Genomic DNA, 20,267 nt, shown 5'->3' on the forward strand with positions numbered 1-20,267 from the left:
GGGCCCGCCGACGGCCGCGTGCCGCCGTCCGCGGCAGGGCACCGTCCGAGCGCCCGCCGTCTCACTTGATGAGCAGGTGGCCGGACGCCCGACACGACCCCGTAATGTTGGGGAGGTGACCGTGAACGCTAAGTCCAGCGCGAGCGCTGGCAACACCTGGCGAGACCTTCCCGCGGCGCAGCAGCCCGAGTACCCCGATGCCGAGGCTCTGCGCGATGTGATCGCGGACCTCGAGTCGTATCCGCCGCTCGTCTTCGCGGGCGAGTGCGACCAGCTGCGCGCCCGGTTGGCGTCCGTCGCCAAGGGAGAGGCGTTCCTTCTCCAGGGCGGCGACTGCGCCGAGGCCTTCGACGCGGTGTCCGCCGACCAGATCCGCAACAAGCTCAAGACCCTGCTCCAGATGGGCGCCGTGCTCACGTACGCCGCCTCGGTGCCGGTCGTGAAGATCGGCCGTATCGCCGGCCAGTACTCCAAGCCGCGCTCCAAGCCGACCGAGACCCGCGACGGTGTGACGCTCCCCACCTACCGGGGCGACTCCGTGAACGGCTTCGACTTCACCGAGGCCGCCCGCATCCCGGACCCCGAGCGCCTGAAGCGGATGTACAACGCGTCCGCCTCCACGCTCAACCTGGTGCGCGCCTTCACCACCGGTGGTTACGCCGACCTGCGCCAGGTGCACGCCTGGAACCAGGACTTCGTGAGGTCGTCCCCGTCCGGCCAGCGCTACGAGCAGCTCGCCCGGGAGATCGACCAGGCGCTGAACTTCATGCACGCCTGCGGGGCGGACCCGGAGGAGTTCAAGACCGTCGAGTTCTACGCCTCCCACGAGGCGCTGCTGCTCGACTACGAGTCGGCGCTGACCCGCGTGGACTCGCGCACGGGCCGGCTGTACGACGTCTCGGCCCACATGGTCTGGATCGGTGAGCGCACCCGTCAGCTGGACGGCGCGCACATCGAGTTCGCCTCGAGGATCCGCAACCCGATCGGCATCAAGCTCGGCCCGACGACGACGGCCGAGGAGGCGCTGCAGTACATCGAGCGCCTCGACCCGGACCGTGAGCCCGGCCGTCTCACCTTCATCGTGCGCATGGGCGCGGACAAGGTCCGCGACAAGCTGCCCGAGCTGGTGGAGAAGGTCACCGCCTCCGGCGCGGCCGTCGCCTGGATCACCGACCCGATGCACGGCAACACCTACGAGGCGGCCTCCGGTCACAAGACCCGGCGCTTCGACGACGTGCTCGACGAGGTGAAGGGCTTCTTCGAGGTCCACAAGGCGCTGGGCACCCACCCGGGCGGCATCCACGTCGAGCTCACCGGTGACGACGTCACCGAGTGCGTGGGCGGCGGCGACGAGATCTTCGTCGACGACCTGCACCAGCGCTACGAGACGGCCTGCGATCCCCGCCTGAACCGCAGCCAGTCCCTCGACCTGGCCTTCCTGGTCTCCGAGATGTACCGGGACCAGTAGCAGATCAGCAGGGTTTCGCCTGTTACGGCGGGGTGAAATGGGGCGCGGATCACATACGATCCGCGCCCTGTGCCACTTTTGCGGGGCCTCGGGCTATGGGTAAGGTTAGGTTTGCCTCACCGACCAGTCGGGACGGCATGACCCCATGGATCCCGACGGGAGGTGAGCCGCGTGTTCGTCTGCAACTGCTTCGGTGTCACCGAGGCCCAGGTGAAGCAGCACGCGCAGGCCGGTGCCTGCACCCCCCGCCAGATCGCCTCGGCCTGCAAGGCCGGCACGGACTGCGGTTCGTGCGTACGCCGCATCCAGGCCCTGCTCGGCCGCGGTGCGACCCCGCGCCCCGAGCCGGCGGACCGGGGGCGGCCGGTCCTCGCCGGCACCCTGGAGTCCGCCGCGCTGGACGAGGCCGCCGCCGCCTAGCCCCTGCGTCTCCCGCGGCGGCTCAGCCCTCCGGCTGCTCGATCAGCTGCGCGATGTAGAGCGCCTCGCCGAGTTTCTCGACCAGTTCCAGCTGGGTGTCCAGGTAGTCGATGTGGTGCTCCTCGTCCGCGAGGATCGACTCGAAGATGTTCGCGGAGGTGATGTCGCCCTTCGCGCGCATCACCTCGATCCCGCGCCTGAGACGGTCGATCGCCTCGACCTCGACCTGCCGGTCCGCCTGGAACATCTCGGTGACCGTCTGTCCCACCCGGACGTGGAAGAGCCGCTGGTAGTTCGGCAGGCCGTCAAGGAAGAGAATCCGGTCGGTGAGCAGCTCGGCGTGCTTCATCTCGTCGAACGACTCGTGCCGCGTGTACTTCGCGAGCTTCGTCCAGCCGAAGTTCTCCTGCATCTTCGCGTGCAGGAAGTACTGGTTGATCGCGGTGAGCTCGGCGGTCAGCTGCTCGTTGAGGAATTCGAGGACCTCGGGGTCGCCCTGCATCGCAGAGGCTCCTTCCAGGCGGGAAGTGGGCAGGTTGCGCCGCATCCTCGCACCGGCACCCGAGGCCGTCCAGTAAGTGCACGCTTAGTAGGAGTTGCCCGAATCGAGACAGGCCTGGTCATGTGCACCGTCCCAGGTCTGTCAGGATGGAGTCATGGGTCAGCCGGTGGAGCGTGAATCTGGAGAAGCGGCACAGCCGGACCTTCCCCCGGGGCAGCGACTGCAGCGCGGCTGGCCCGTCACGCACTACGGCCCGGTGCCCAAGTTCCGCCCCGAGCGCTGGGAGTTCCGGGTCTTCGGTGCCACCGCCGACCAGGAGAAGCGCTGCTGGACCCACGAGGAGTTCACGGCCCTGCCGTACGCCACCGTCGTGGCCGACCTGCACTGCGTGACGAAATTCAGCATGGTCGGGGCCGAATGGGGCGGCATCCCCGCGCGCACGATCCTGCGGATCGCCCCGCCGGCTCCCTCCGTCACCCATGTGATGGTCTGGGCCGAGTACGGGTTCAGCTCGAACCTGCGGCTCGACGACTTCGCGTCCGAGCGCACGATCTTCGCCACCCACAAGGACGGCGAACTGCTCACCGCGGAGCACGGCTTCCCGCTCCGCCTGGTCGTCCCGCACCTGTATGCCTGGAAGGGCCCCAAGTGGGTCCGCGGCGTGGAGTACATGACGGCCGACCGCCGCGGCTTCTGGGAGGAGCGCGGCTATCACAACGTCGGTGACCCCTGGCGCGAGCAGCGCTACTCCTACCAGGAGGAGCCCGGGGACGGCCCCGAGCTCTGACCCTCCCGGTGCGGGCGTCAGTGGTGGTACCGGTGCACCACCGCGTGGCCCTTGCCGCGGCCGATCATCCACCGGTTCACCGGTGTCGTCACCACGAAGGCGACCGCCAGCGAGATCGCCAGCGCGCCCCAGAACAGCAGGTCGTCGAGGTGGGCCTCCATGGCGCCCGGCCACAGGGCGATCACGGTGTTGTCGATCAGCTCCATCACCGCGATGGACAGCGTGTCCGCGGCCAGCGCGACCCGCAACGCTGTCCTTACGGCGACACCCGCCCCGAGGATCCCGCGCAGCGTGAGCGCGTAGCCGAAGAAGAAGGCCAGGGTGATGGCCAGGACCATCGTGGGCACGTTGCCCCAGCCGAGCGCGGTCCCGATCACCATGCCGAGCACCTCGCCGATGGCGCAGCCGGTCAGGCAGTGGAGGGTGGCCCGGGCGGCCGTCGCCCAGGTGGCCGGGGCGTGGGCGACGGTGTGGTCGTGGTCGTGGTCGTGGTGAGCGTGTCCGGTGTGCGCGTCGTGCTGCATGAGAAGCCCCCAGCGTCAGGTGTCGGTTCCCGCACCTGACAGGAACCGTATACCCCCCTGGGGTATTCCTCAACGAGGTCCGTCGTCGCGGAGTTTCTTCAGCCGCTCGATGTCCGCCGCGTGTCCCTCCTTGCCCCCGGGGGTCTCGATGACGAGAGGGACGCCCGCGGTGGCCGGGTGGGTCATCAGCGCGCGGAACGGGTCCTCGCCTATGTGGCCGGAGCCGATGTTCGCGTGGCGGTCCTTGCGGGCGCCGGCCACATCCATGGAGTCGTTGGCGTGGATCAGCCGCAGCCGGCCGGCGCCGACGGTGGAGACCAGCAGGTCGAGGGTCTGGTGCATCCCGTCCGGCCCGGTCAGGTCGTGGCCCGCCGCGAAGATGTGGCAGGTGTCGAGGCAGACGCCCAGCCGCGGATGGGCGTCGAGCGCCTCGAAGTAGGGCGCGAAGTCCCAGGTGCGGGAGCAGAGCGAGGCACCCTGGCCGGCCGTCGACTCCAGCAGCAGGTACGGGTCGTCGTCGTGGGTCAGCTCGTCGAGCAGCGGCAGCATCCGCTCCCGTACCTGCGCGAGGACCGTGGCCCGCTCGCGTCCGCCGGTGGCGCTCCCGGTGTGCACGACCACGCCGAGCGCGCCGATCTCCCGGGCCCGGCGCAGGGAGTGGCGCAGCGACAGCACCGACCGCTCGGCGGTCGCCTCCGTGTGCGAGCCGAAGTTGATCAGATACGGGGCGTGGACGTACGCCGGGACCGACTCGGCGGCGCAGGCCGCGCGGAACGCCTCGTCCTGCTTCGGGTCGCCGGCCGGGGTCGCCCAGCCGCGCGGGTTGGCGACGAAGACCTGGACGGCTTCGGCGCCCACCTCGCGCGCGTAGGCGAGGCCGACGGTGGAGAGGCCGCCCGCCACCGGGACATGGCCGCCGACGGGGTTGCGGAGCTGCTTGCTTGTCACGCCCTTCAGGGTGTCACGCGCTCCCGTGTGCTCCGGCCCCGGATGTCCCCCGGGCCGGACCGCCCCGCCCCCGGGGAGCGGCCGGCTTCGCTCAGCGGATCTCGATCGTGATCGTCGACCCCTTGGGGGCCTTGTCCCCGCCGTCCACCGACTGGTTCTCGACCGTGTCCCCGAAGAGCCCGAGGAGGCCCCGGTCCTTGTCGACCTCGAACCCGGCGTCCTCGAGCCGCTGCGTCGCCTTCTCCACGCTGTCGCCCACGACGTCCGGGACCTCGATCATCTCCGGGCCCTTGGACAGCGTCAGCGTGACCGTGTCGCCCTCGGCGAGCCGACGGCCGTCGTCCCCCTTCGGCTTCTGCTCGACGACCTCGTCCTTGTCGAACTCCGACGACGTGACCCGCCCGGCGGCGACCTCGACCTTCAGACCCGCGTCCTCCAGCTCCTCGGTCGCGTCCTCGACCGACGAACCCGTGACGTCGGGCACGTCCACCGCCCTGCCCTTGCTCACCGTGATCGCGATGGCCGACCCGGCGTGCCGCTCGGTGCCGGTGGCCGGGTCCGTACCGATCACGGCCCCCTTGGCGATGTCGTCGCTGAAGTCCCGCGTCACCATGCCGGCCGCCAGGCCCGCCGACTTCAGCCGGTCCCTGGCCTCGCTCAGCGTCTCACCCTCCAGATCGGGCACCTTCACGATCTCGGGCCCCTTGGAGATGGTCAGCGTCACCGAGTCGTTCTCCCGGATCCGCTCGCCCACCCCCGGGTCGATCCCGCTGACCGTGCCGCGCTTGACGGTGTCGCTGAAGTCGCGCTCGACCTTGTCGACGTCCAGGCCGGCCGCCTCGAGCCGGTCCCGCGCCTGCGCCTCGGTCTTCTCCAGCACGGGCGGGACCTTGGTGAACTGGCCGGAGTTGATGTACCAGACGCCCGCACCGACGCCGAGCACCAGCAGTACGGCCGCGACGATCGCGAACACGCCGCGCCGGGGCCGCGTCCCGCGCCGCGGCGGCGGGACCGGCGGACTCTCGAAGCGGCTGGTCCGGTTCAGCGCGTCCTCGTCCTCGTTCACCGGCAGCGGCCGCTGCCCGGACAGCGAGCGCGGGATCACGCTCGTCCGGTCCTCGGCGTTGTCGTGGTCCGCGGCCACGGCCTTCGGCGGTACGGCGTCCAGCTGCTCGGGGCTCAGCCCGCCCCGCGCCTCCAGCACCTGCGCGAGCATCGCCACCGCGTCGTAGGGGCGCGCCTCGGGGTTGCGGGCGGCAGCCGAGGCGACCACGTCGTCGAGGGCCGGCGGCAGCCCCGGCACGGCGGCCGACGGCGGCGGCACGTCCGCGTTCAGGTGCTGGTAGAGCACCTGGGCGGGGGAGCCGCCGGAGTGCGGCTTGTCGCCGGTGAGCATCTCGTAGAACACGACGCCGCACGCGTACACGTCGACGCGGGGGTCTGCCGTGCCGTGCTCCATCTGCTCGGGGGCGAGATAGGAGACGGTGCCGAGGACGGACCCCGTGGTGCTCGTCACCGTGTCCACGGCCCGGACGAGACCGAAGTCCGCCACCTTGACCCGGCCGTCGTCCCCTATGAGCACGTTCTCCGGCTTCATGTCGCGATGCACGAACCCCGCGCGGTGTGCGGCGCCGAGTGCGGCGAGCACCGGCTCCAGGATGTCGAGCGCGGCCCGCGGCTGCAGCGCCCCGCGCTCGCGCAGCACGTCACGCAGGGTGCACCCGGCGACGTACTCCATGGCCAGGTAGACGTACGACCCGTCCGTCCCCTGGTCGAAGACCTGCACCACGTTCGGGTGGGCGAGCCGGGCCACGGACTTGGCCTCCCGGATGAACCGCTCGACGAAGGAGCCGTCGGCGGCCAGCGTGGGGTGCATCACCTTGAGCGCGAGCACGCGGTCCAGGCGGGTGTCCAGGGCACGGTAGACCGTGGCCATCCCGCCGACCGCGATCCGCGCGTCGACGCGGTAGCGGCCGTCGAGCACCTGCCCGACAAGCGGGTCCTGAAGGGTCGTATCCACGCAGGTGAGTCTACGAGCCGCCACTGTCGGGCCCACCCGGTCCGCCCGTTCCGGGGGCGGAATGCAGCAGACCTGTGACTGTTGAGCGGCCTCGCGGACGCGAGGGTGGACGGCCCCCGCGTCAGAAGGCGGGGCGCTCGGGATCCAGCCGCGCACGCCCCTGGACCGGGGAGGACGCCTCGGCGAAGTGCCTGCGCGGGATACGGCCCGCCCGGTACGCCAGCCGCCCCGCCTCGACCGCGTGCCGCATGGCGCCGGCCATCAGCACCGGCTCCTGGGCCCGGGTCACGGCTGAGGCGAGCATCACACCCGCGCACCCCAGCTCCATGGCGAGCGCGGCGTCCGAGGCCGTACCGGCTCCCGCGTCCAGGATGACCGGCACGCGCGCGTGCTCCACGATCAGCTGGAAGTTGTGCGGGTTGCGGATCCCGAGGCCGGAGCCGATGGGCGAGCCCAGCGGCATGATCGCGGCGCAGCCGACGTCCTCCAGCCTGCGCGCCAGCACGGGGTCGTCGTTCGTGTAGGGCAGCACGGTGAAGCCGTCGTCGACCAGCGTCTCGGCGGCGTCCAGCAGCTCGATCGGATCCGGCAGCAGGGTGCGCTCGTCGGCGATGACCTCCAGCTTGACCAGGTCGGTGCCGAGGGCCTCGCGGGCCAGCCGGGCGGTCAGGACGGCCTCGCCCGCGGTGAAGCAGCCCGCCGTGTTCGGCAGGACGCGGATGCCGAGCCGGTCGAGCACGGACAGCACCGAGCCGTGGGCCCGTGGGTTCACCCGGCGCATCGCCACCGTCGTCAGTTCCGTGCCGGAGGCCGCCAGGGAGCGCTCCAGCACGTCCGGGCTGGGGGCGCCGCCGGTGCCCATGATCAGGCGGGACGAGTAGGACGTACCACCGAGGACGAAGGGGTCGTCGGCCATGGGGTCAGCCTCCTTGGACGGCGGTGAGGACTTCGACGCGGTCTCCCTCGGCGAGGGCCGTCGCGGCCCACCGGGTGCGGGGGACGACGGTCTCGTTCAGGGCGGCCGCGACCCCGGAGGGGGCCGCGGTGAGGGTCGCGACGAGCGCGTCGAGTGCGATGCCCGGGGTGACGTGCCGCGGTTCCCCGTTGACGTGGATGTTCATGCGGGCTGCTCCGTACGGGCCGTGCTGAAGCGTTCGGGGGTGAAGGGGCGTGCCTCGTCCGGGAGTTCACCGGTGGTGAGGACGTGCGCCATGGCGTCGCCGGTGACCGGCGTGAGCAGCACGCCGTTGCGGTAGTGGCCGGTGGCCAGCGACAGGCCGTCGAGCCCGGTCGGGCCGAGCAGCGGCGCGTTGTCCGGCGAGCCGGGGCGCAGTCCGGCGCGCGTCTCGGTCAGCGGCAGCTCGGTGATCCCGGGGACCAGTTCGTGCGCGTCGCGCAGCAGCTCGTACACGCCGCCCGCGGTGACCGTGGTGTCCCAGCCAAGTTCCTCGCTGGTGGCGCCCACGACCAGCTCACCGCTCTCGCGGGGCACCAGGTAGACGTGACTGCCGCGCACGACGGCGCGCACGGTCCGGCTCAGGAACGGCGCGTACCGCTCCGGTACGGTCAGCCGCAGCACCTGCCCCTTCACGGGACGCACCGGCGGCAGCAGGTCGTCGGGGACGCCCGCCAGCCGTCCGCTGAGGCTGCCCGCGGCGAGGACCACCTGGCCGGCCGCGAGGGCCGTGCCGTCGCGGGTGAGCACCCCGGCGGCCCGGCCCCGTACGACGGTCAGGTGCTCGGCCCAGGTGCGGTGGAGGACCACTCCGGCCCGCTCGCAGGCCGCGACCAGGGCGGCGGCGAGCCGGCGCGGGTCGACCTGGTGGTCCCCGTCCACCCGCAGCCCGCCGCGCACGCCCGGGGCGAGCATCGGCTCCAGACGGCGGCAGTCGCGACCGCTGAGCCACTCCGACTCCAGACCCGACCGCTGCTGGAGGGCGTGCAGTTCGCGCAGGTGCGCGCGGTCGTCGGCGTCCAGCGCGACGGCGAGTGTGCCGCACCTGCGGTAACCGGGGTCGAGGCCGGTCACCTCGGTCAGCTCGGCCACGAAGTCCGGATAGCGGCGCGCGGAGGCCAGGTTGAGGCTCAGCAGGGTCTGCTCGCCGTAGTGCAGTTCGGTGACGGCGGCCAGCATGCCCGCGGCCACCTGCGCGGCTCCGCCGCCCGGCTCGGGGTCGACGACCGCGGTGCTGAGCCCCCGCTGTGCGGCCCGCCAGGCGGTCACCAGCCCGATGATGCCGCCGCCCACGACGAGGACGTCCGGGATCCCCGCGGACCCCGGTGCGGTGGGCGCGGCGTGCGACATACGCGACATGGGCGTCCAGCCCCTCCCTTCGCCGGCATGACCCGGATCAGGTTCGTACGGTCGGAGGCCGCCCAGCCTCCCTCTCAGCCCGGTGCGTCCGGGCTCCCGCGTGTGCTTTACGTTGGCCACCCTAGCCCGTCGCCCCGGACCCCAGTAGAGGAGTTCCCCACCATGGCCCGCTCGCTCGACGGCCTCGTCCTCGCCCCGGTCGCCGACCAGGCGCCGGGCCAGGTCGGCACCCGCACCCGGTTCACCTACCACGAGCGGAACGGGGAGATCTGGGCCGAGTACTCGGGCGGGGATGTCGTACGAGGTCATCTCGTGGGTAGGCGTGAGGGTGACCGCCTCGACTTCCGGTACGTGCAGCTGAAGCACGACGGAACGACCTCTTCCGGGCACTGCGTGTCCTCGGTCGTCGAGCTGGCCGACGGACGGGTACGGCTTGAGGAGAGCTGGCAGTGGGAGTCGCAGGAGGGCAGCGGGACCAGCGTGGTGGAGGAGATCACCCCGCACACCCGATGACTGACGGGACGTCAGGTATCTATGGTGATCAGGTGAGCGAGCAGACGCGGGCCGAGGAACGCACGGAGCGGCGGGTCGTCGTCGTGGGCGCGGGCATGGCCGGGGTGCAGACCGCGGTCGCCCTGCGCGAACAGGGTTTCGCCGGCACGGTGACGCTGATCGGCGCGGAGCCGCACCAGCCGTACGACAGGCCGCCGCTGTCCAAGGCGGTGCTGCTCGGCAAGGCCGAGGGCTCCGCCTTCGACGTCGACTTCGAGGCGCTCGGCATCGGGCTGCGCCTCGGCTGCGAGGTGCTCGGAGTGCGCCCCGCGGACCACGAGCTGGACACCGCCGAAGGTCCCGTGCGGTACGACGTCCTGGTCCTCGCGACCGGAGCGGAACCGATCCGGCTGCCCGGCACGGAGGGCGTCCCCGGAGTCCATCTGCTGCGCACCCTGGACGACGCCGAGCGGCTGCGCCCGGTCCTCGCCGAGCAGCACGACATCGTGGTCGTCGGCGCGGGCTGGATCGGCGCCGAGTTCGCGACCGCGGCGCGCGAGGCCGGCTGCGCGGTGACCGTCGTCGAGGCCGCCGACCGTCCGCTGGCCGGGGCGCTGCCTCCCGAGGTCGCCGCGCCCATGGCGGCCTGGTACGCCGACAGCGGAGCCGCGCTGCGCACGCACGCGCGCGTGGAGCGCGTCGAGCCCGGCGCCGTCGTCCTCGACGACGGCTCGCGGGTGCCCGCGGGCGCGGTCGTCGTCGGCATCGGGGCCCGCCCCGCGACCGGCTGGCTCACCGGCTCCGGCATCGGGCTCGGCGCCCACGGCGAGATCGTGGCCGACGCGCACCTGCGCACCTCCGCGCCCGACGTCTACGCCGTCGGCGACTGCGCCTCCTTCCCCTCGGGTCGGTACGAGGGGCGCCTGCTGGTCCACCACTGGGACAACGCCCTCCAGGGACCGCGCACGGTGGCGGCGAACATCATCGGCGAGACCCCCGCGGTGTACGACCCAGTGCCGTACTTCTGGTCCGAGCAGTTCGGGCGCTTCGTGCAGTACGCGGGCCACCACGCGTCCGCCGACACCACCCTGTGGCGCGGCGACCCGTCGGGCGCCGCATGGACGGTGTGCTGGCTGCGCGAGGACCGCCTGGTCGCCCTGCTCGCGGTGGGCCGGCCCCGGGACCTGGCCCAGGGACGCAAACTCATCGAGGCGGGCACACCGATGGACGCGGCCGCCCTGACGGACCCGTCGAAGCCGCTGAAGACGGCCGCGGCGTAGCCGATGACGTCCCGGTCGCCCCGGCCCCCCTCCCCAGGTCGGACGGGCCCGGCTTCCGACTGTCGGTCCCAGATGGCAGGCTTGTCCCGTGACCGAGATTGACGCAAAGATCGATGCTCTCGTCCCCGACTGGCTCACCCTTCCCGACATCGCCGAGATGCTCGGCGTCGAGGTGACCCGCGTCCGGCAGCTGGTGAAGGACGGCCAGCTCATCGCCGTACGCCGTGGTGAGAACCGCGCGCTGCACGTCCCCGCCGCCTTCATCGACGGGGCCGAGCAGAAGGTCGTCAAGGGCCTGTCCGGCACCCTGACGCTCCTGCGGGACGACGGCTACAACGACGAAGAGATGCTGGAGTGGCTCTTCACCCCCGACTCCAGCCTGCCCGGCACCCCCGCGCAGGCTCTGAGCGAGAATCGCGGCACGGAGGTGAAGCGCCGCGCCCAGGCGCTCGCCGTCTGATCCGACGAAAACCTTCCGGTGTACGGACCACGGCCCGCCGGCCCGCCCGGCCGCCGCGGTCCGTACACCGCCGACCACGGGGGACCCAACGATGTCCGAGACCGGTGCCGCCGCCCGCGCACAGCTCGCCGACGCCCGCCTGTACCTGTGCACGGACGCCCGCAAGCGCCAGGGCGACCTCCCCGAGTTCCTCGACGCGGTGCTGGCGGGCGGTGTCGACCTGGTGCAGCTGCGGGACAAGAGCCTGGAGGCGGCGGAGGAGCTCGCGTACCTGGAGCTGTTCGCGGACGCCTGCCGCCGGCACGGCGCGCTGCTCTCGGTGAACGACCGGGCGGACGTGGCCCACGCGAGCCGCGCCGCGCATCCGGCCGGCGCCCGGATCCTGCACCTCGGCCAGGGCGACCTGCCGGTCCCCGCGGCCCGCGCCGTCCTCGGCGACGACATCCTGATCGGACGCTCCACGCACGCGGAGTCCGAGGCCGCGGCCGCCGCGGTCCAGGAGGGCGTCGACTACTTCTGCACGGGTCCGTGCTGGCCCACCCCCACCAAGCCGGGCCGCCACGCGCCGGGCCTCGACCTGGTCAGGTACACCGCCTCGCTGGACACCGACCGCCCCTGGTTCGCCATCGGCGGCATCGACCTGGGCAACGTGGACCAGGTCCTGGAGGCCGGCGCCCGCAGGGTCGTCGTCGTCCGGGCGATCACCGAGGCGGACGATCCGGGAGCGGCGGCCGGCGCGTTCGCGAAGCGGCTGCGGGACGTCCGGCCGCCGCGGTGACGCCCGCTGTCCGAGGGATGGACAAGAAGCCGACGAATCTGGACGAATCCCCTCTCTCCGGTTGGGTGACCGGCCTCCCCTGGCTAACCTGCGAACATGGCCCTCGGATCTGCTTCCACCAGGACTGATCGCGCACGCACCGTGCGCGACATGCTCGCGACCGGCAAGAAGACGTACTCGTTCGAGTTCTCCGCGCCGAAGACCCCCAAGGGCGAGCGGAACCTGTGGAACGCGCTCCGCCGGGTCGAGGCCGTCGCGCCCGACTTCGTCTCCGTCACCTACGGAGCCGGTGGTTCCACCCGAGCGGGCACGGTCCGGGAGACCGAACAGATCGTCGCCGACACGACACTCACCCCGGTCGCCCACCTCACCGCCGTGAACCACTCCGTCGCCGAGCTGCGCAACATCATCGGGCAGTACGCGGACGCCGGGATCCGGAACATGCTCGCGGTGCGCGGCGATCCGCCCGGCGACCCCATGGGCGAGTGGGTCCCGCACCCCCAGGGCCTCGCCTACGCGGCCGATCTCGTCCGCCTCATCAAGGAGTCCGGCGACTTCTGCGTCGGCGTCGCGGCCTTCCCCGAGATGCACCCGCGGTCCGCCGAATGGGACCTGGACGTCGCGCACTTCGTCGACAAGTGCCGCGCGGGCGCCGACTACGCGATCACGCAGATGTTCTTCCACCCCGAGTCGTACCTGCGCCTGCGCGACCGGGTCTCCGCGGCCGGCTGCGGCACCCCGGTGATCCCCGAGGTGATGCCGGTGACGAGTGTGAGGATGCTGGAACGACTGCCACAACTCAGCAACGCCTCCATCCCGGCGGAGCTGAAAGAGCGGATCCTCACAGCCAAAGACGATCCGGCGGCTGTACGCTCCATTGGCATCGAGTTCGCCACCGAGTTCTGCGCGCGACTGCTGGCCGAGGGAGTTCCCGGCCTGCACTTCATCACGCTCAACAACTCCACGGCGACACTTGAGATCTACGAGAATCTGGGCCTGCACCACCCACAGCGGGCCTGGACCGGCCGCGCCGGTGTGCGACACACTGCGTAGCGGTTACTGGGAGAGGGGCGTACATGGGCTGGACGGTCCTCTACATCGCGTTCGGGATGGTCGCACTGTGGCTGCTGGGTGAGGTGCTGCTGCAGTACAAGGCGCGGCTGCGCTGGCGGCTGCTCGCCTTCGCCGGTTTCCTCTGCGTCGTCGTCGGCGTGCTGATCCCCTCCGTGGTGGTCATCGGACTGGGCGCCGCCGCCTTCGCGGTCGGGCAGACGTACGTCACGCTGTCCTTCCGCCGCGGCTTCTCGACCGGCTGGGCCATCGGCGGCCGTCCGGGCGCCAGCAAGCGGCGCCGCGGCGAGCAGGACCGCGAGGAGCCCGCGCCGGAGGTCTCCGGTGCGGAGGCGACCGGCGTCCGGCCGTACACACGCGACGACGACTACGACCCCGACGACGTCTTCACGCCCGCGCCGCCGTCCGCCCCCGCGGCCGCCGCCGTCTACGAGCCGCAGCCGCTGCCCGACGACACCGGTTCCTACGGTGTCTACGACGAGAACGCGTACGCCGGCAACCCGCCGCAGGGCACCGGCCAGTCCCAGGACCAGCAGGCCTACGCCTACGGCAGCTACGCGGGATACGACCAGCAGCAGTACGGCTACGACACCGGACAGCAGCAGTACGCGGCCTATTCCGACCCGTACATCGGCACGCAGACCTACGGCAGCGCCTCGTACGACACCGCCGGCTACGACGGCCAGGCGTACGGGCAGCAGGGCTACGACCAGTTCCAGTACACCGGGACCTCCGCGGGCGAGACCCCGCCCGGCGGCGTCTGGGTGCCCCAGCAGCGCAACGCCGAGGACCCCTACGGCGGCGAACTGCCGCCGGAGCAGCCGTACCCCTACCAGGGCGACGGCAACGGCAGCAGCACCGGCTACGACGAGCAGTACCGGTACTGACCCCGGAGCGCCGCCGCGGTCGTCCTTGGGAAGCCCCCGGCGACCCGGCCCCCCGGGTCACCTCTGCGGGCCCCTGAGCCCCCCGGTCACCTCACTGCGAGCCCCGGAAGTCCGGCCCCTCCACGACGAGGCCGGTGACGAGCGCACCCGACATCCCCGCGTGCGGCAGCCCGCCGCCGGGGTGCGCCCAGCCGCCCACCGCGAACAGCCCCGGCAGCGCGGTGCTGTTCGACGGGTGCAGCAGCCGTCCGTCCGCCGCCGCGAGCGCCGGGGCGGGCACCGCGCCACCGGCCGCGCCGGTCGCCTCGGCGATGTCCGCGGGCGCGTGGACCTCGTGCCACAGAAGACGGCCGCGGAGCCCCGGCAGGGCACGCTCCGCGACGCCGAGCAGCCGCTCCACGTCCGGTGCGGACACCTCGAGGCCCGCCGGGACGGTCGCGGTCAGGGTCACCGCCTCGTGCTCCGCGTCCGGTGCCGACGCCGGGTCGTCCGGGCGCAGCAGCGTGAGGGTGGGGGCCGCGGCGAGCCCCGGACGGTCGCCGAAGAGCCGGTGCAACTCCTCGTCACGGTCCGCCGCGTGCACCACCGTCCGGTGGGCGGCCCCGGCCGGCCGGCCGCCTCTCAGCGCCAGCAGCACCGTCAGCCGGCTCGCCGCGCCGCGCTGCGGCGGGACGACGCCGGCACCGCCCCGCAGCGCCGTGCCCGGGGCGAGGGCTTCCAGCACACCGGGAGCGACCCCCGCCACCACCAGGTCGGCCTCGGCGACCGTGCCCGCGCTCCCGGCGAGCTCGACGCCCGCCGCCCGCCCGTCCTTCTCGACGATCCGCGCGACCTGCGCACCGAACACGAACTCGACCCTGCGGGCCAGGCACCGCTCGTACACCGCGCGGGCCAGCTCACGGACGCCACCGCGCACGTACCAGGTGCCGAAGGCGTGCTCCATGTACGGCAGGACGGCCGCCGCCGCGGGGGCGGTGCGGGGGTCGAGCCCGTACGCCAGGGCGTGGCTCTCCAGCAGGGCGGTGAGCCGCGGGTCGCGCAGCTCCCAGGCGCCGACCTCGGCGAGCGTGGCGGCCCGCCGGGTGCGCAGCAGACGCTTGTGCGGCACCGCCGGGTAGGGCTCGCGCTCGGCCAGCACCGGCCAGTTCGGCCACAGCGGCTCCTCCAGGAGGGGCCGGCGGGTGCGGTCCCACGCCTCGCGCGCCCGCACCAGGAAGTCGCCCCAGCGGGCCCCCGCGCCCGCGCCGAGCGCCTCGTCCAGGGCGCTGACGACGCCCGCGCGGGAGGCGTTCGACAGGGCGACCCGGGTGCCGTCGGCGAAGACGTGCTGCGACGACGGGTCCACCTGCACCAGCTCGGCGCACGCCTCCAGCGGCTCCTTGCCGGTCTTGACGAACAGGTCGCGGTAGACGGCGGGCACTGTCAGCAGTCCCGGCCCGAGGTCGAAGGAGAACCCGTCGCGCTCGAGACGGCGCAGCGCGCCGCCGTACGTCGCCGTGCGCTCGTACACCACCACCCGGTGGCCCGCGACGGCCAGCCGGGCGGCGGCCGCCATCGCGCCCATCCCGGCGCCGATCACCGCAATCCGTGCCATGCCAGGGACTTTATCGGCCGCCACCGACAACCCGGCGCGCGGCCGTCAGCCGGGCGGCCACACCGTCCGCGCCGCGAGCCGCCGCTCCTCCCGGCGCTGGGCCCTGCGGCGCAGAAAGCGCCGGATGCGGGAGACCAGGAAGTAGAGCACCAGCAGTCCGGCGAGCAGCAGGGCGCCGGCGATGACCGCGGCGGCCTGCGGGTGGAACATCGCGAAGGTGAGGATCCCGGCGACCCCGAGATCCTCGGCAAGGCTCACGATGATGTTGCTGAACGGCTCGGGTGAGCTGTTGATCGCCATCCGGGTGCCGGCCTTGACCGCGTGGCTCGCCAGCGCCGTCGAACCCCCGACGGCGCCCGCCGCGAGATCCGGGAGCGAACCGCTCTGTCCGGCGAGCAGGGCCCCGACCACCGCCCCCGACACGGGCCGGATCACGGTGTGCACCGAGTCCCACACCGAGTCGACGTACGGGATCTTGTCGGCGACCGCCTCGCAGAGGAAGAGCACCGCGGCGGTGATCAGGACCTCCGGGCGCTGCAGGGACTCCGGCACCTCGTCGCTCAGGCCGGTCGCGCCGAAGACGCCGAGGAGCAGCACCACCGCGTACGCGTTGATGCCGCTGGCCCAGCCGCTGGTGAAGACCAAAGGGAGTACGGACACGGACGCGATCGTATCCAGGCGGGGGCGCGGCGTCGTGGGCCCCTGTGCCCAGGACTGAGCAGGGGTACTCAGCCGACGGGATGAGTAGCCGCACGGATGGGCTGGGCCTGCGGAAACGACAGAGTGGAGGCACGGAGAGGGGCGCGGCTCCGGCACCGCCGGCACGGGGCGGCGGAACGGAGCCGGCCCTCGACCGCTCCTCCCGCCGGCACCCGGCGGGAGCGAGGTACGGGGGACCCGGTGGACGACCGCACCGGGCCCGCGGCACGGGGGAGTACGGGGGAGTACGGAAAGGCGCCGGTCCGAGGCGGTCCGCGGGGGACGCGGCCGGACCGGACCGGCGCCTTCGCGTGCCGGCCCGCTCAGCGGCTGCCGCTCACGCGCCCCTGGAGGAGCCGGGACAGCGCCGCGTGCACGTCGTCCAGGGACCGCTCCGGCTGGAACGCCTGCCAGTCCAGGGCGGCCACCAGGACCATGCCGACCAGCGCCGCCGCCGTCAGCGGGATGTCGAGTTCGCCGCTGAGCTCGCCGTTCGCCACGCCGTCGCGCAGGACGTCCTCGACGACCGCGACCGCCTGCTGCCTGACCACCATCAGGGTGGACTGCCAGGCCCGGTTGGTGCGCCACAGCTCGGCCACGTACAGCTGGGTGAACGCGGGATAGCGGTCGATGAAGACGAGCCCGGCCCTGATCATCGCGTCCAGCGCGTCGACCTTGCTGCCGCCCTCCCGCGCCGCCTTCTCGGACGCCTCCCTGAGGGACGCGGTGAGGAGCCCGACGCCGTGCCGCAGCAACTCCTCGAAGAGGACGGACTTGCTCGCGAAGTTGTAGTAGACGGTGCCCTTCGCGACTCCCGCCCGTTCGGCGATCTCGTCCACGGTGGTGGCGGAGAACCCCTGTTCGGCGATGAGGGTGACGGCCGCCTCGTAGAGTTTCTGCCGGGTCGCCTCGCGACGGCTGCTCCCGGCCCCCGTGGCACTGGTGCTTTCCATGGCCTTGATTCTCACAGGAACGGTCACAGGGTCAGCTCCGGGTGCAGCCGGTCGAGCGTCCACACCTGCTTGCGGCGGGCGGAGACGGCGGTCAGGGCGAGGGCGCCCGCGGTGAACGCCACGAGGACGGCGCACGCCTGCCAGACCGGACCGAGCCCGCCGCCCGTGATGAGCCTGCGGAGGGCGTCGACGACATGGCTCATCGGCAGGAACGGATGGATGGCGTTGAAGAACCCGGGACTGGTCTGCACGGGGTAGGTGCCGCCCGCCGAGGTCAGCTGGAGCATCAGCAGCGCGAGGACGAGGATGCGGCCCGCGGCCCCGAAGCGCGCGTTCAGCCACTGCACGATCGCCGCGAAGCACGCCGTCACCAGGAACAGGAAGCCCACCGTCCCGGCCGCCCGCACCATGTCGAGACCGACCAGCCAGTGGAGCACCGCCATCAGGGCGGCGGTCTGCAGGACGCCGAGGGCCGCGACCGGCAGCCAGCCCGCCAGGGTGATCCGCCAGGCCGGGGCGCCGGCCGCGAGCGCGCGCCGGTTGAGCGGCGGGATCAGCATGTACGCCACCATCGCGCCCACCCACAGGGAGAGCGGAATGAAGTACGGCGCGAATCCGGTGCCGTAGTTCGGCGCCTTGTGCAGGTCCCGCGAGGCGAGCTGCACCGGGTCGGACATGACCTGGGTGCGCTGGTCCCGGTCGTTCTCGTCGTAGTCGGGGATCCTGCCCGCGCCGTCGTGCAGGCCGCCCGCCAGCTTCCCGGAGCCGTCGGCCAGTTTGTACATGCCGCCGTCGAGGTCGACCGCGCCCGTCCTGAGCTTGCCGATGCCGGTGTCGAGGTCGGCGGCGCCGCTCTTGGCGGTGCCCAGACCCGTGTGCAGCGTCTTGGCGCCCTTGGCGACCTTCCCGGCCCCGCTGTTCAGTGCGTTGATCCGGGTGACGGCGTCGTCGAGGTCCTCGGAGAGGTGCGGCGAGCGCCTGGCGAGACTCCGGGCCTGCTTCTCCAGGGTGGCCAGGTTCTTGTCGAGCGTGTCGAGGCCGCCGTCCTGGTCGCTCACGAGCGTGTTCACGTCGTCGGCGACCGTCGCCACATCCGCCGCGGCCTGCTTGGCCTTCTTGAGTTCCGGACACGCCGGGTCGGGCACCACCGCGGTCTCGCAGCGCGCCCGGTGGATGCGGTCGAGGGTGTCGGAGGCGGTGCGGGCGCCCCTGGCGGCGGCCGGGGCGGTCCTCACCAGGGTGTCGAGGTTGTGGCGGACCGCGGACGCCGAGTCGGCGACCAGCCGGGCCGTGTCGCCGATCGTCTTCTCGTTGTCCTTCAGGAAGGGCCGTACGCCGGCGGCGACCCCGTTGACCTTGTCGGCGAGCGTCTGCGTGCCGTCGGCCACCCGCCGCGAGCCGTCCTCGAGGTCACCCGCTCCCTTGTTGAGCTTCCGCAGGCCCGAGGACAGCTTTCCGCTGCCCGCCTCGGCGTCCTTCAGGCCGTCGGCGAGAGCCTTGGAGCCCTTCTTGGCCTTGCCGATCCCGCCCTTGAGCCGGTCGGCCCCCTTGGCTGCCTTGACCGTCTCCCCGTGGATGTCGGAGAAGGAGATGAAGATCCGGTCGAGGAAGGACCGGGAGGCCTTCGTGGACGCCGCCGTGCGCACCTCGCTGAACACCGTCCGGGAGATCTGCCCGACGATGTAGTTGTTCGCGTCGTTCGTACGCACCTGGAGCGCGCCCGTCTCGGGGGAGTCCCCGGAGCTGGACGCGATCCGCCGGCTGAAGTCCTCCGGCATGGTGAGCGACAGGTAGTACGTGCCGTCCTCGACGCCCCTGCGGGCCTCGGCGGCGCTCACCTCGTGCCACTCGAAGGTGTCGCTCTCGTGCAGCCCCTTGGTGATGTCGTCGCCGGCGTTCAGCTTCCGTCCGGCGGCGGTCGCCCCCGCGTCGTCGTTCACCAGTGCCACGGGGATGCGGTCCAGGCGCCCGTACGGGTCCCAGAACGAGTACAGGTAGAGGGCGCCGTAGAGCAGGGGCAGCAGCAGCAGGGCGGCCAGTGCCGCGCGCGGCAGCCTTCCCCTGCCGAAGCGCCGAAGCTCAAGCGCGGCCAGTTTCGGCGAGCGCATCCGCCGTCTCCTTGTCGTCGTCCTTATCGGCCCTGTCGGCCCTGTCGGCCCTGTCGGCCCTGTCGGCCCTGTCGGCCGTGCGACCGTTGCGGTCCTCGCGGTCCTCGCGGACTTCGTCGTGCCGGGCCGCGTGCCCGGGTTCGTCCCGATGGCCGGGGCCGGGGTCCTGTCCCGCGTCCGGGCCGGGCTCTTCGGGTGCGGGGCCGGTGGAGACGACGACGGCTCCCTCGGGGGCCTCGCTGCACACCGCCACGACCGTGGTGCCCGACGCGGCCAGCGACCTCAACAGGGCCCAGACCTCCGCCCGTTCGGCGTCCGACAGCTTGAGGTCGGTGTCGTCGACGGCCAGCAGCCGCGGTTCGCCGACGAGGGCCAGCGCGACGGAGAGCCGCAGCGCCTCCAGCCGCTCCAGGTCGCGCACGGCCGTCCGCGTTCCCTTCGGCAGGGTGGCGGGGTCGAGTCCGGCGGCCCGAAGGGCCCGTTCGGCGCGCTGTCCGGCCTCGGCCAGCCGCTCGGCACGCGGGCGCAGGAGTCCGCGCACGGTGTCGCGCAGCGGGCCGGTGAACCGGCGCCGCAGCAGCGCACGTTCGAGGAGGTGCTCCCCGACCGTCAGGGCCGGCTCCAGGTCCGTGACGCCGGGGACATGGGCGAGCGCGCTGATCCCGCGGACCGCCGCCATCTGCTGGGGCAGCGCGAGGGAACCGACCGACGCCCGCCCCTCGGTGGGCTTCATCCGCCCGGTGAGCGCGAGCAGCAGGCAGGTCCGGCCGGAGCCCGACGGTCCCTCCACCGCGATCAGCGAGCCGGGTTCCGCGTCGATGCCGACGCCCCGGAACGCCCAGCCGCGCGGCCCCTTGAGGCCGAAACCCTGCGCACCGACGGCGACCGCGGCGACTTCTTCTGACTCGCCCATGTCCCCCCTCGCTCCCCTGAGGCGGGGCCACGCGGGCCCCTTTTGAACT

21 protein-coding genes and 1 riboswitch are annotated in these 20,267 nt (G+C 72.6%); of the genes, 9 read left to right on the top strand and 12 right to left on the bottom strand.

What is annotated here, in order from left to right; genetic code table 11:
• Window positions 1–115: 115 nt before the first annotated feature.
• Window positions 116–1,468 carry a class II 3-deoxy-7-phosphoheptulonate synthase gene (locus ACFYP4_RS33425; RefSeq protein WP_358853510.1) on the top strand — a complete coding sequence of 451 codons (1,353 nt, stop codon included), beginning with the start codon at window positions 116–118 and terminating at the stop codon, window positions 1,466–1,468.
• 162 nt (window positions 1,469–1,630) lie between these two features.
• On the top strand, window positions 1,631–1,888 hold the full coding sequence (locus ACFYP4_RS33430) for a (2Fe-2S)-binding protein (RefSeq protein ID WP_358853509.1): 258 nt from the start codon (window positions 1,631–1,633) through the stop codon (window positions 1,886–1,888).
• 22 nt (window positions 1,889–1,910) lie between these two features.
• Here ACFYP4_RS33430 and bfr read toward each other — a convergent pair whose 3' ends face one another.
• Window positions 1,911–2,390: a bacterioferritin gene (bfr, locus tag ACFYP4_RS33435; RefSeq protein ID WP_358853508.1), complete on the bottom strand. Its 480-nt coding sequence runs from the start codon at window positions 2,388–2,390 to the stop codon at window positions 1,911–1,913.
• 154 nt (window positions 2,391–2,544) lie between these two features.
• Between bfr and ACFYP4_RS33440 the strand changes: the two genes are divergently transcribed.
• Window positions 2,545–3,177, top strand: a complete 633-nt coding sequence (locus ACFYP4_RS33440) for a sulfite oxidase-like oxidoreductase (RefSeq protein ID WP_358853507.1) — start codon at window positions 2,545–2,547, stop codon at window positions 3,175–3,177.
• 17 nt (window positions 3,178–3,194) lie between these two features.
• On the opposite strand, the gene ACFYP4_RS33445 is transcribed toward ACFYP4_RS33440, so the two are convergent.
• The 6 genes from ACFYP4_RS33445 to thiO all read right to left on the bottom strand — a co-directional run bounded on the left by ACFYP4_RS33445 (window position 3,195) and on the right by thiO (window position 8,983).
• Window positions 3,195–3,701 carry a DUF4396 domain-containing protein gene (locus ACFYP4_RS33445; protein WP_388790595.1) on the bottom strand — a complete coding sequence of 169 codons (507 nt, stop codon included), beginning with the start codon at window positions 3,699–3,701 and terminating at the stop codon, window positions 3,195–3,197.
• A 69-nt stretch (window positions 3,702–3,770) separates the two neighbouring features.
• On the bottom strand, window positions 3,771–4,649 hold the full coding sequence (locus tag ACFYP4_RS33450; RefSeq protein WP_388790599.1) for a deoxyribonuclease IV: 879 nt from the start codon (window positions 4,647–4,649) through the stop codon (window positions 3,771–3,773).
• A gap of 91 nt (window positions 4,650–4,740) precedes the next feature.
• Window positions 4,741–6,669 carry a Stk1 family PASTA domain-containing Ser/Thr kinase gene (pknB, locus tag ACFYP4_RS33455; protein ID WP_388790602.1) on the bottom strand — a complete coding sequence of 643 codons (1,929 nt, stop codon included), beginning with the start codon at window positions 6,667–6,669 and terminating at the stop codon, window positions 4,741–4,743.
• 121 nt (window positions 6,670–6,790) lie between these two features.
• Window positions 6,791–7,585 (bottom strand): thiazole synthase, encoded by a 795-nt coding sequence (locus ACFYP4_RS33460; RefSeq protein WP_358853503.1) that lies wholly within the window; start codon window positions 7,583–7,585, stop codon window positions 6,791–6,793.
• 4 nt (window positions 7,586–7,589) lie between these two features.
• On the bottom strand, window positions 7,590–7,790 hold the full coding sequence (thiS, locus tag ACFYP4_RS33465) for a sulfur carrier protein ThiS (RefSeq protein ID WP_388790606.1): 201 nt from the start codon (window positions 7,788–7,790) through the stop codon (window positions 7,590–7,592).
• Window positions 7,787–8,983: a glycine oxidase ThiO gene (gene thiO / locus ACFYP4_RS33470; protein WP_388790609.1), complete on the bottom strand. Its 1,197-nt coding sequence runs from the start codon at window positions 8,981–8,983 to the stop codon at window positions 7,787–7,789. The genes thiS and thiO overlap by 4 nt, the downstream gene beginning before the upstream one ends.
• A riboswitch (TPP riboswitch) is annotated at window positions 8,981–9,093 on the bottom strand. (Overlaps the previous gene by 3 nt.)
• 52 nt (window positions 9,094–9,145) lie before the next feature.
• Between thiO and ACFYP4_RS33475 the strand changes: the two genes are divergently transcribed.
• The 6 genes from ACFYP4_RS33475 (at window position 9,146) to ACFYP4_RS33500 (ending at window position 13,951) form a co-directional block, all read left to right on the top strand.
• Window positions 9,146–9,496, top strand: a complete 351-nt coding sequence (locus ACFYP4_RS33475; RefSeq protein ID WP_388790612.1) for a hypothetical protein — start codon at window positions 9,146–9,148, stop codon at window positions 9,494–9,496.
• A 32-nt stretch (window positions 9,497–9,528) separates the two neighbouring features.
• On the top strand, window positions 9,529–10,755 hold the full coding sequence (locus ACFYP4_RS33480; protein WP_388790615.1) for an NAD(P)/FAD-dependent oxidoreductase: 1,227 nt from the start codon (window positions 9,529–9,531) through the stop codon (window positions 10,753–10,755).
• Window positions 10,756–10,843: 88 nt separating this feature from the next.
• A complete protein-coding gene (locus tag ACFYP4_RS33485; RefSeq protein ID WP_358853498.1) occupies window positions 10,844–11,215 on the top strand; it encodes an Rv2175c family DNA-binding protein in 372 nt (123 codons plus the stop codon).
• Between the two features lie 91 nt (window positions 11,216–11,306).
• Window positions 11,307–11,993: a thiamine phosphate synthase gene (thiE, locus tag ACFYP4_RS33490; RefSeq protein ID WP_388790618.1), complete on the top strand. Its 687-nt coding sequence runs from the start codon at window positions 11,307–11,309 to the stop codon at window positions 11,991–11,993.
• Between the two features lie 96 nt (window positions 11,994–12,089).
• Window positions 12,090–13,046, top strand: coding sequence for a methylenetetrahydrofolate reductase [NAD(P)H] (metF, locus tag ACFYP4_RS33495; RefSeq protein ID WP_358853496.1), 957 nt, complete (start codon window positions 12,090–12,092; stop codon window positions 13,044–13,046).
• A gap of 23 nt (window positions 13,047–13,069) precedes the next feature.
• Window positions 13,070–13,951, top strand: a complete 882-nt coding sequence (locus tag ACFYP4_RS33500; RefSeq protein ID WP_358853495.1) for a hypothetical protein — start codon at window positions 13,070–13,072, stop codon at window positions 13,949–13,951.
• Window positions 13,952–14,042: 91 nt separating this feature from the next.
• Here ACFYP4_RS33500 and ACFYP4_RS33505 read toward each other — a convergent pair whose 3' ends face one another.
• The 5 genes from ACFYP4_RS33505 to ACFYP4_RS33525 all read right to left on the bottom strand — a co-directional run bounded on the left by ACFYP4_RS33505 (window position 14,043) and on the right by ACFYP4_RS33525 (window position 20,218).
• A complete protein-coding gene (locus ACFYP4_RS33505; RefSeq protein WP_358853494.1) occupies window positions 14,043–15,545 on the bottom strand; it encodes an NAD(P)/FAD-dependent oxidoreductase in 1,503 nt (500 codons plus the stop codon).
• Between the two features lie 45 nt (window positions 15,546–15,590).
• Complete coding sequence (locus ACFYP4_RS33510) at window positions 15,591–16,205, bottom strand: DUF4126 domain-containing protein (RefSeq protein ID WP_358853493.1); 615 nt, start codon at window positions 16,203–16,205, stop codon at window positions 15,591–15,593.
• 362 nt (window positions 16,206–16,567) lie between these two features.
• A complete protein-coding gene (locus ACFYP4_RS33515) occupies window positions 16,568–17,197 on the bottom strand; it encodes a TetR/AcrR family transcriptional regulator (RefSeq protein WP_388790623.1) in 630 nt (209 codons plus the stop codon).
• 23 nt (window positions 17,198–17,220) lie between these two features.
• Entirely contained in the window at window positions 17,221–19,305 is a 2,085-nt protein-coding gene (locus tag ACFYP4_RS33520) for a YhgE/Pip family protein (RefSeq protein ID WP_388790626.1), read from the bottom strand.
• Complete coding sequence (locus ACFYP4_RS33525) at window positions 19,277–20,218, bottom strand: ATP-binding cassette domain-containing protein (RefSeq protein WP_388790629.1); 942 nt, start codon at window positions 20,216–20,218, stop codon at window positions 19,277–19,279. Before ACFYP4_RS33525 ends, ACFYP4_RS33520 begins: the two co-directional genes overlap by 29 nt.
• Window positions 20,219–20,267: the final 49 nt, after the last annotated feature.

It is taken from the genome of Streptomyces sp. NPDC005551 (genome assembly GCF_042871785.1).
Classification (GTDB): domain Bacteria; phylum Actinomycetota; class Actinomycetes; order Streptomycetales; family Streptomycetaceae; genus Streptomyces.

Coding starts and splice junctions, on each gene's coding strand:
- bfr (WP_358853508.1), bottom strand. CDS start 2,390: ATGCAGGGCGACCCCGAGGTCCTCGAATTCCTCAACGAGCAGCTGACC.
- ACFYP4_RS33440 (WP_358853507.1), top strand. CDS start 2,545: ATGGGTCAGCCGGTGGAGCGTGAATCTGGAGAAGCGGCACAGCCGGAC.
- ACFYP4_RS33445 (WP_388790595.1), bottom strand. CDS start 3,701: ATGCAGCACGACGCGCACACCGGACACGCTCACCACGACCACGACCAC.
- ACFYP4_RS33460 (WP_358853503.1), bottom strand. CDS start 7,585: ATGGCCGACGACCCCTTCGTCCTCGGTGGTACGTCCTACTCGTCCCGC.
- thiS (WP_388790606.1), bottom strand. CDS start 7,790: ATGAACATCCACGTCAACGGGGAACCGCGGCACGTCACCCCGGGCATC.
- thiO (WP_388790609.1), bottom strand. CDS start 8,983: ATGTCGCGTATGTCGCACGCCGCGCCCACCGCACCGGGGTCCGCGGGG.
- ACFYP4_RS33475 (WP_388790612.1), top strand. CDS start 9,146: ATGGCCCGCTCGCTCGACGGCCTCGTCCTCGCCCCGGTCGCCGACCAG.
- thiE (WP_388790618.1), top strand. CDS start 11,307: ATGTCCGAGACCGGTGCCGCCGCCCGCGCACAGCTCGCCGACGCCCGC.
- metF (WP_358853496.1), top strand. CDS start 12,090: ATGGCCCTCGGATCTGCTTCCACCAGGACTGATCGCGCACGCACCGTG.
- ACFYP4_RS33500 (WP_358853495.1), top strand. CDS start 13,070: ATGGGCTGGACGGTCCTCTACATCGCGTTCGGGATGGTCGCACTGTGG.
- ACFYP4_RS33505 (WP_358853494.1), bottom strand. CDS start 15,545: ATGGCACGGATTGCGGTGATCGGCGCCGGGATGGGCGCGATGGCGGCC.
- ACFYP4_RS33515 (WP_388790623.1), bottom strand. CDS start 17,197: ATGGAAAGCACCAGTGCCACGGGGGCCGGGAGCAGCCGTCGCGAGGCG.
- ACFYP4_RS33520 (WP_388790626.1), bottom strand. CDS start 19,305: ATGCGCTCGCCGAAACTGGCCGCGCTTGAGCTTCGGCGCTTCGGCAGG.
- ACFYP4_RS33525 (WP_388790629.1), bottom strand. CDS start 20,218: ATGGGCGAGTCAGAAGAAGTCGCCGCGGTCGCCGTCGGTGCGCAGGGT.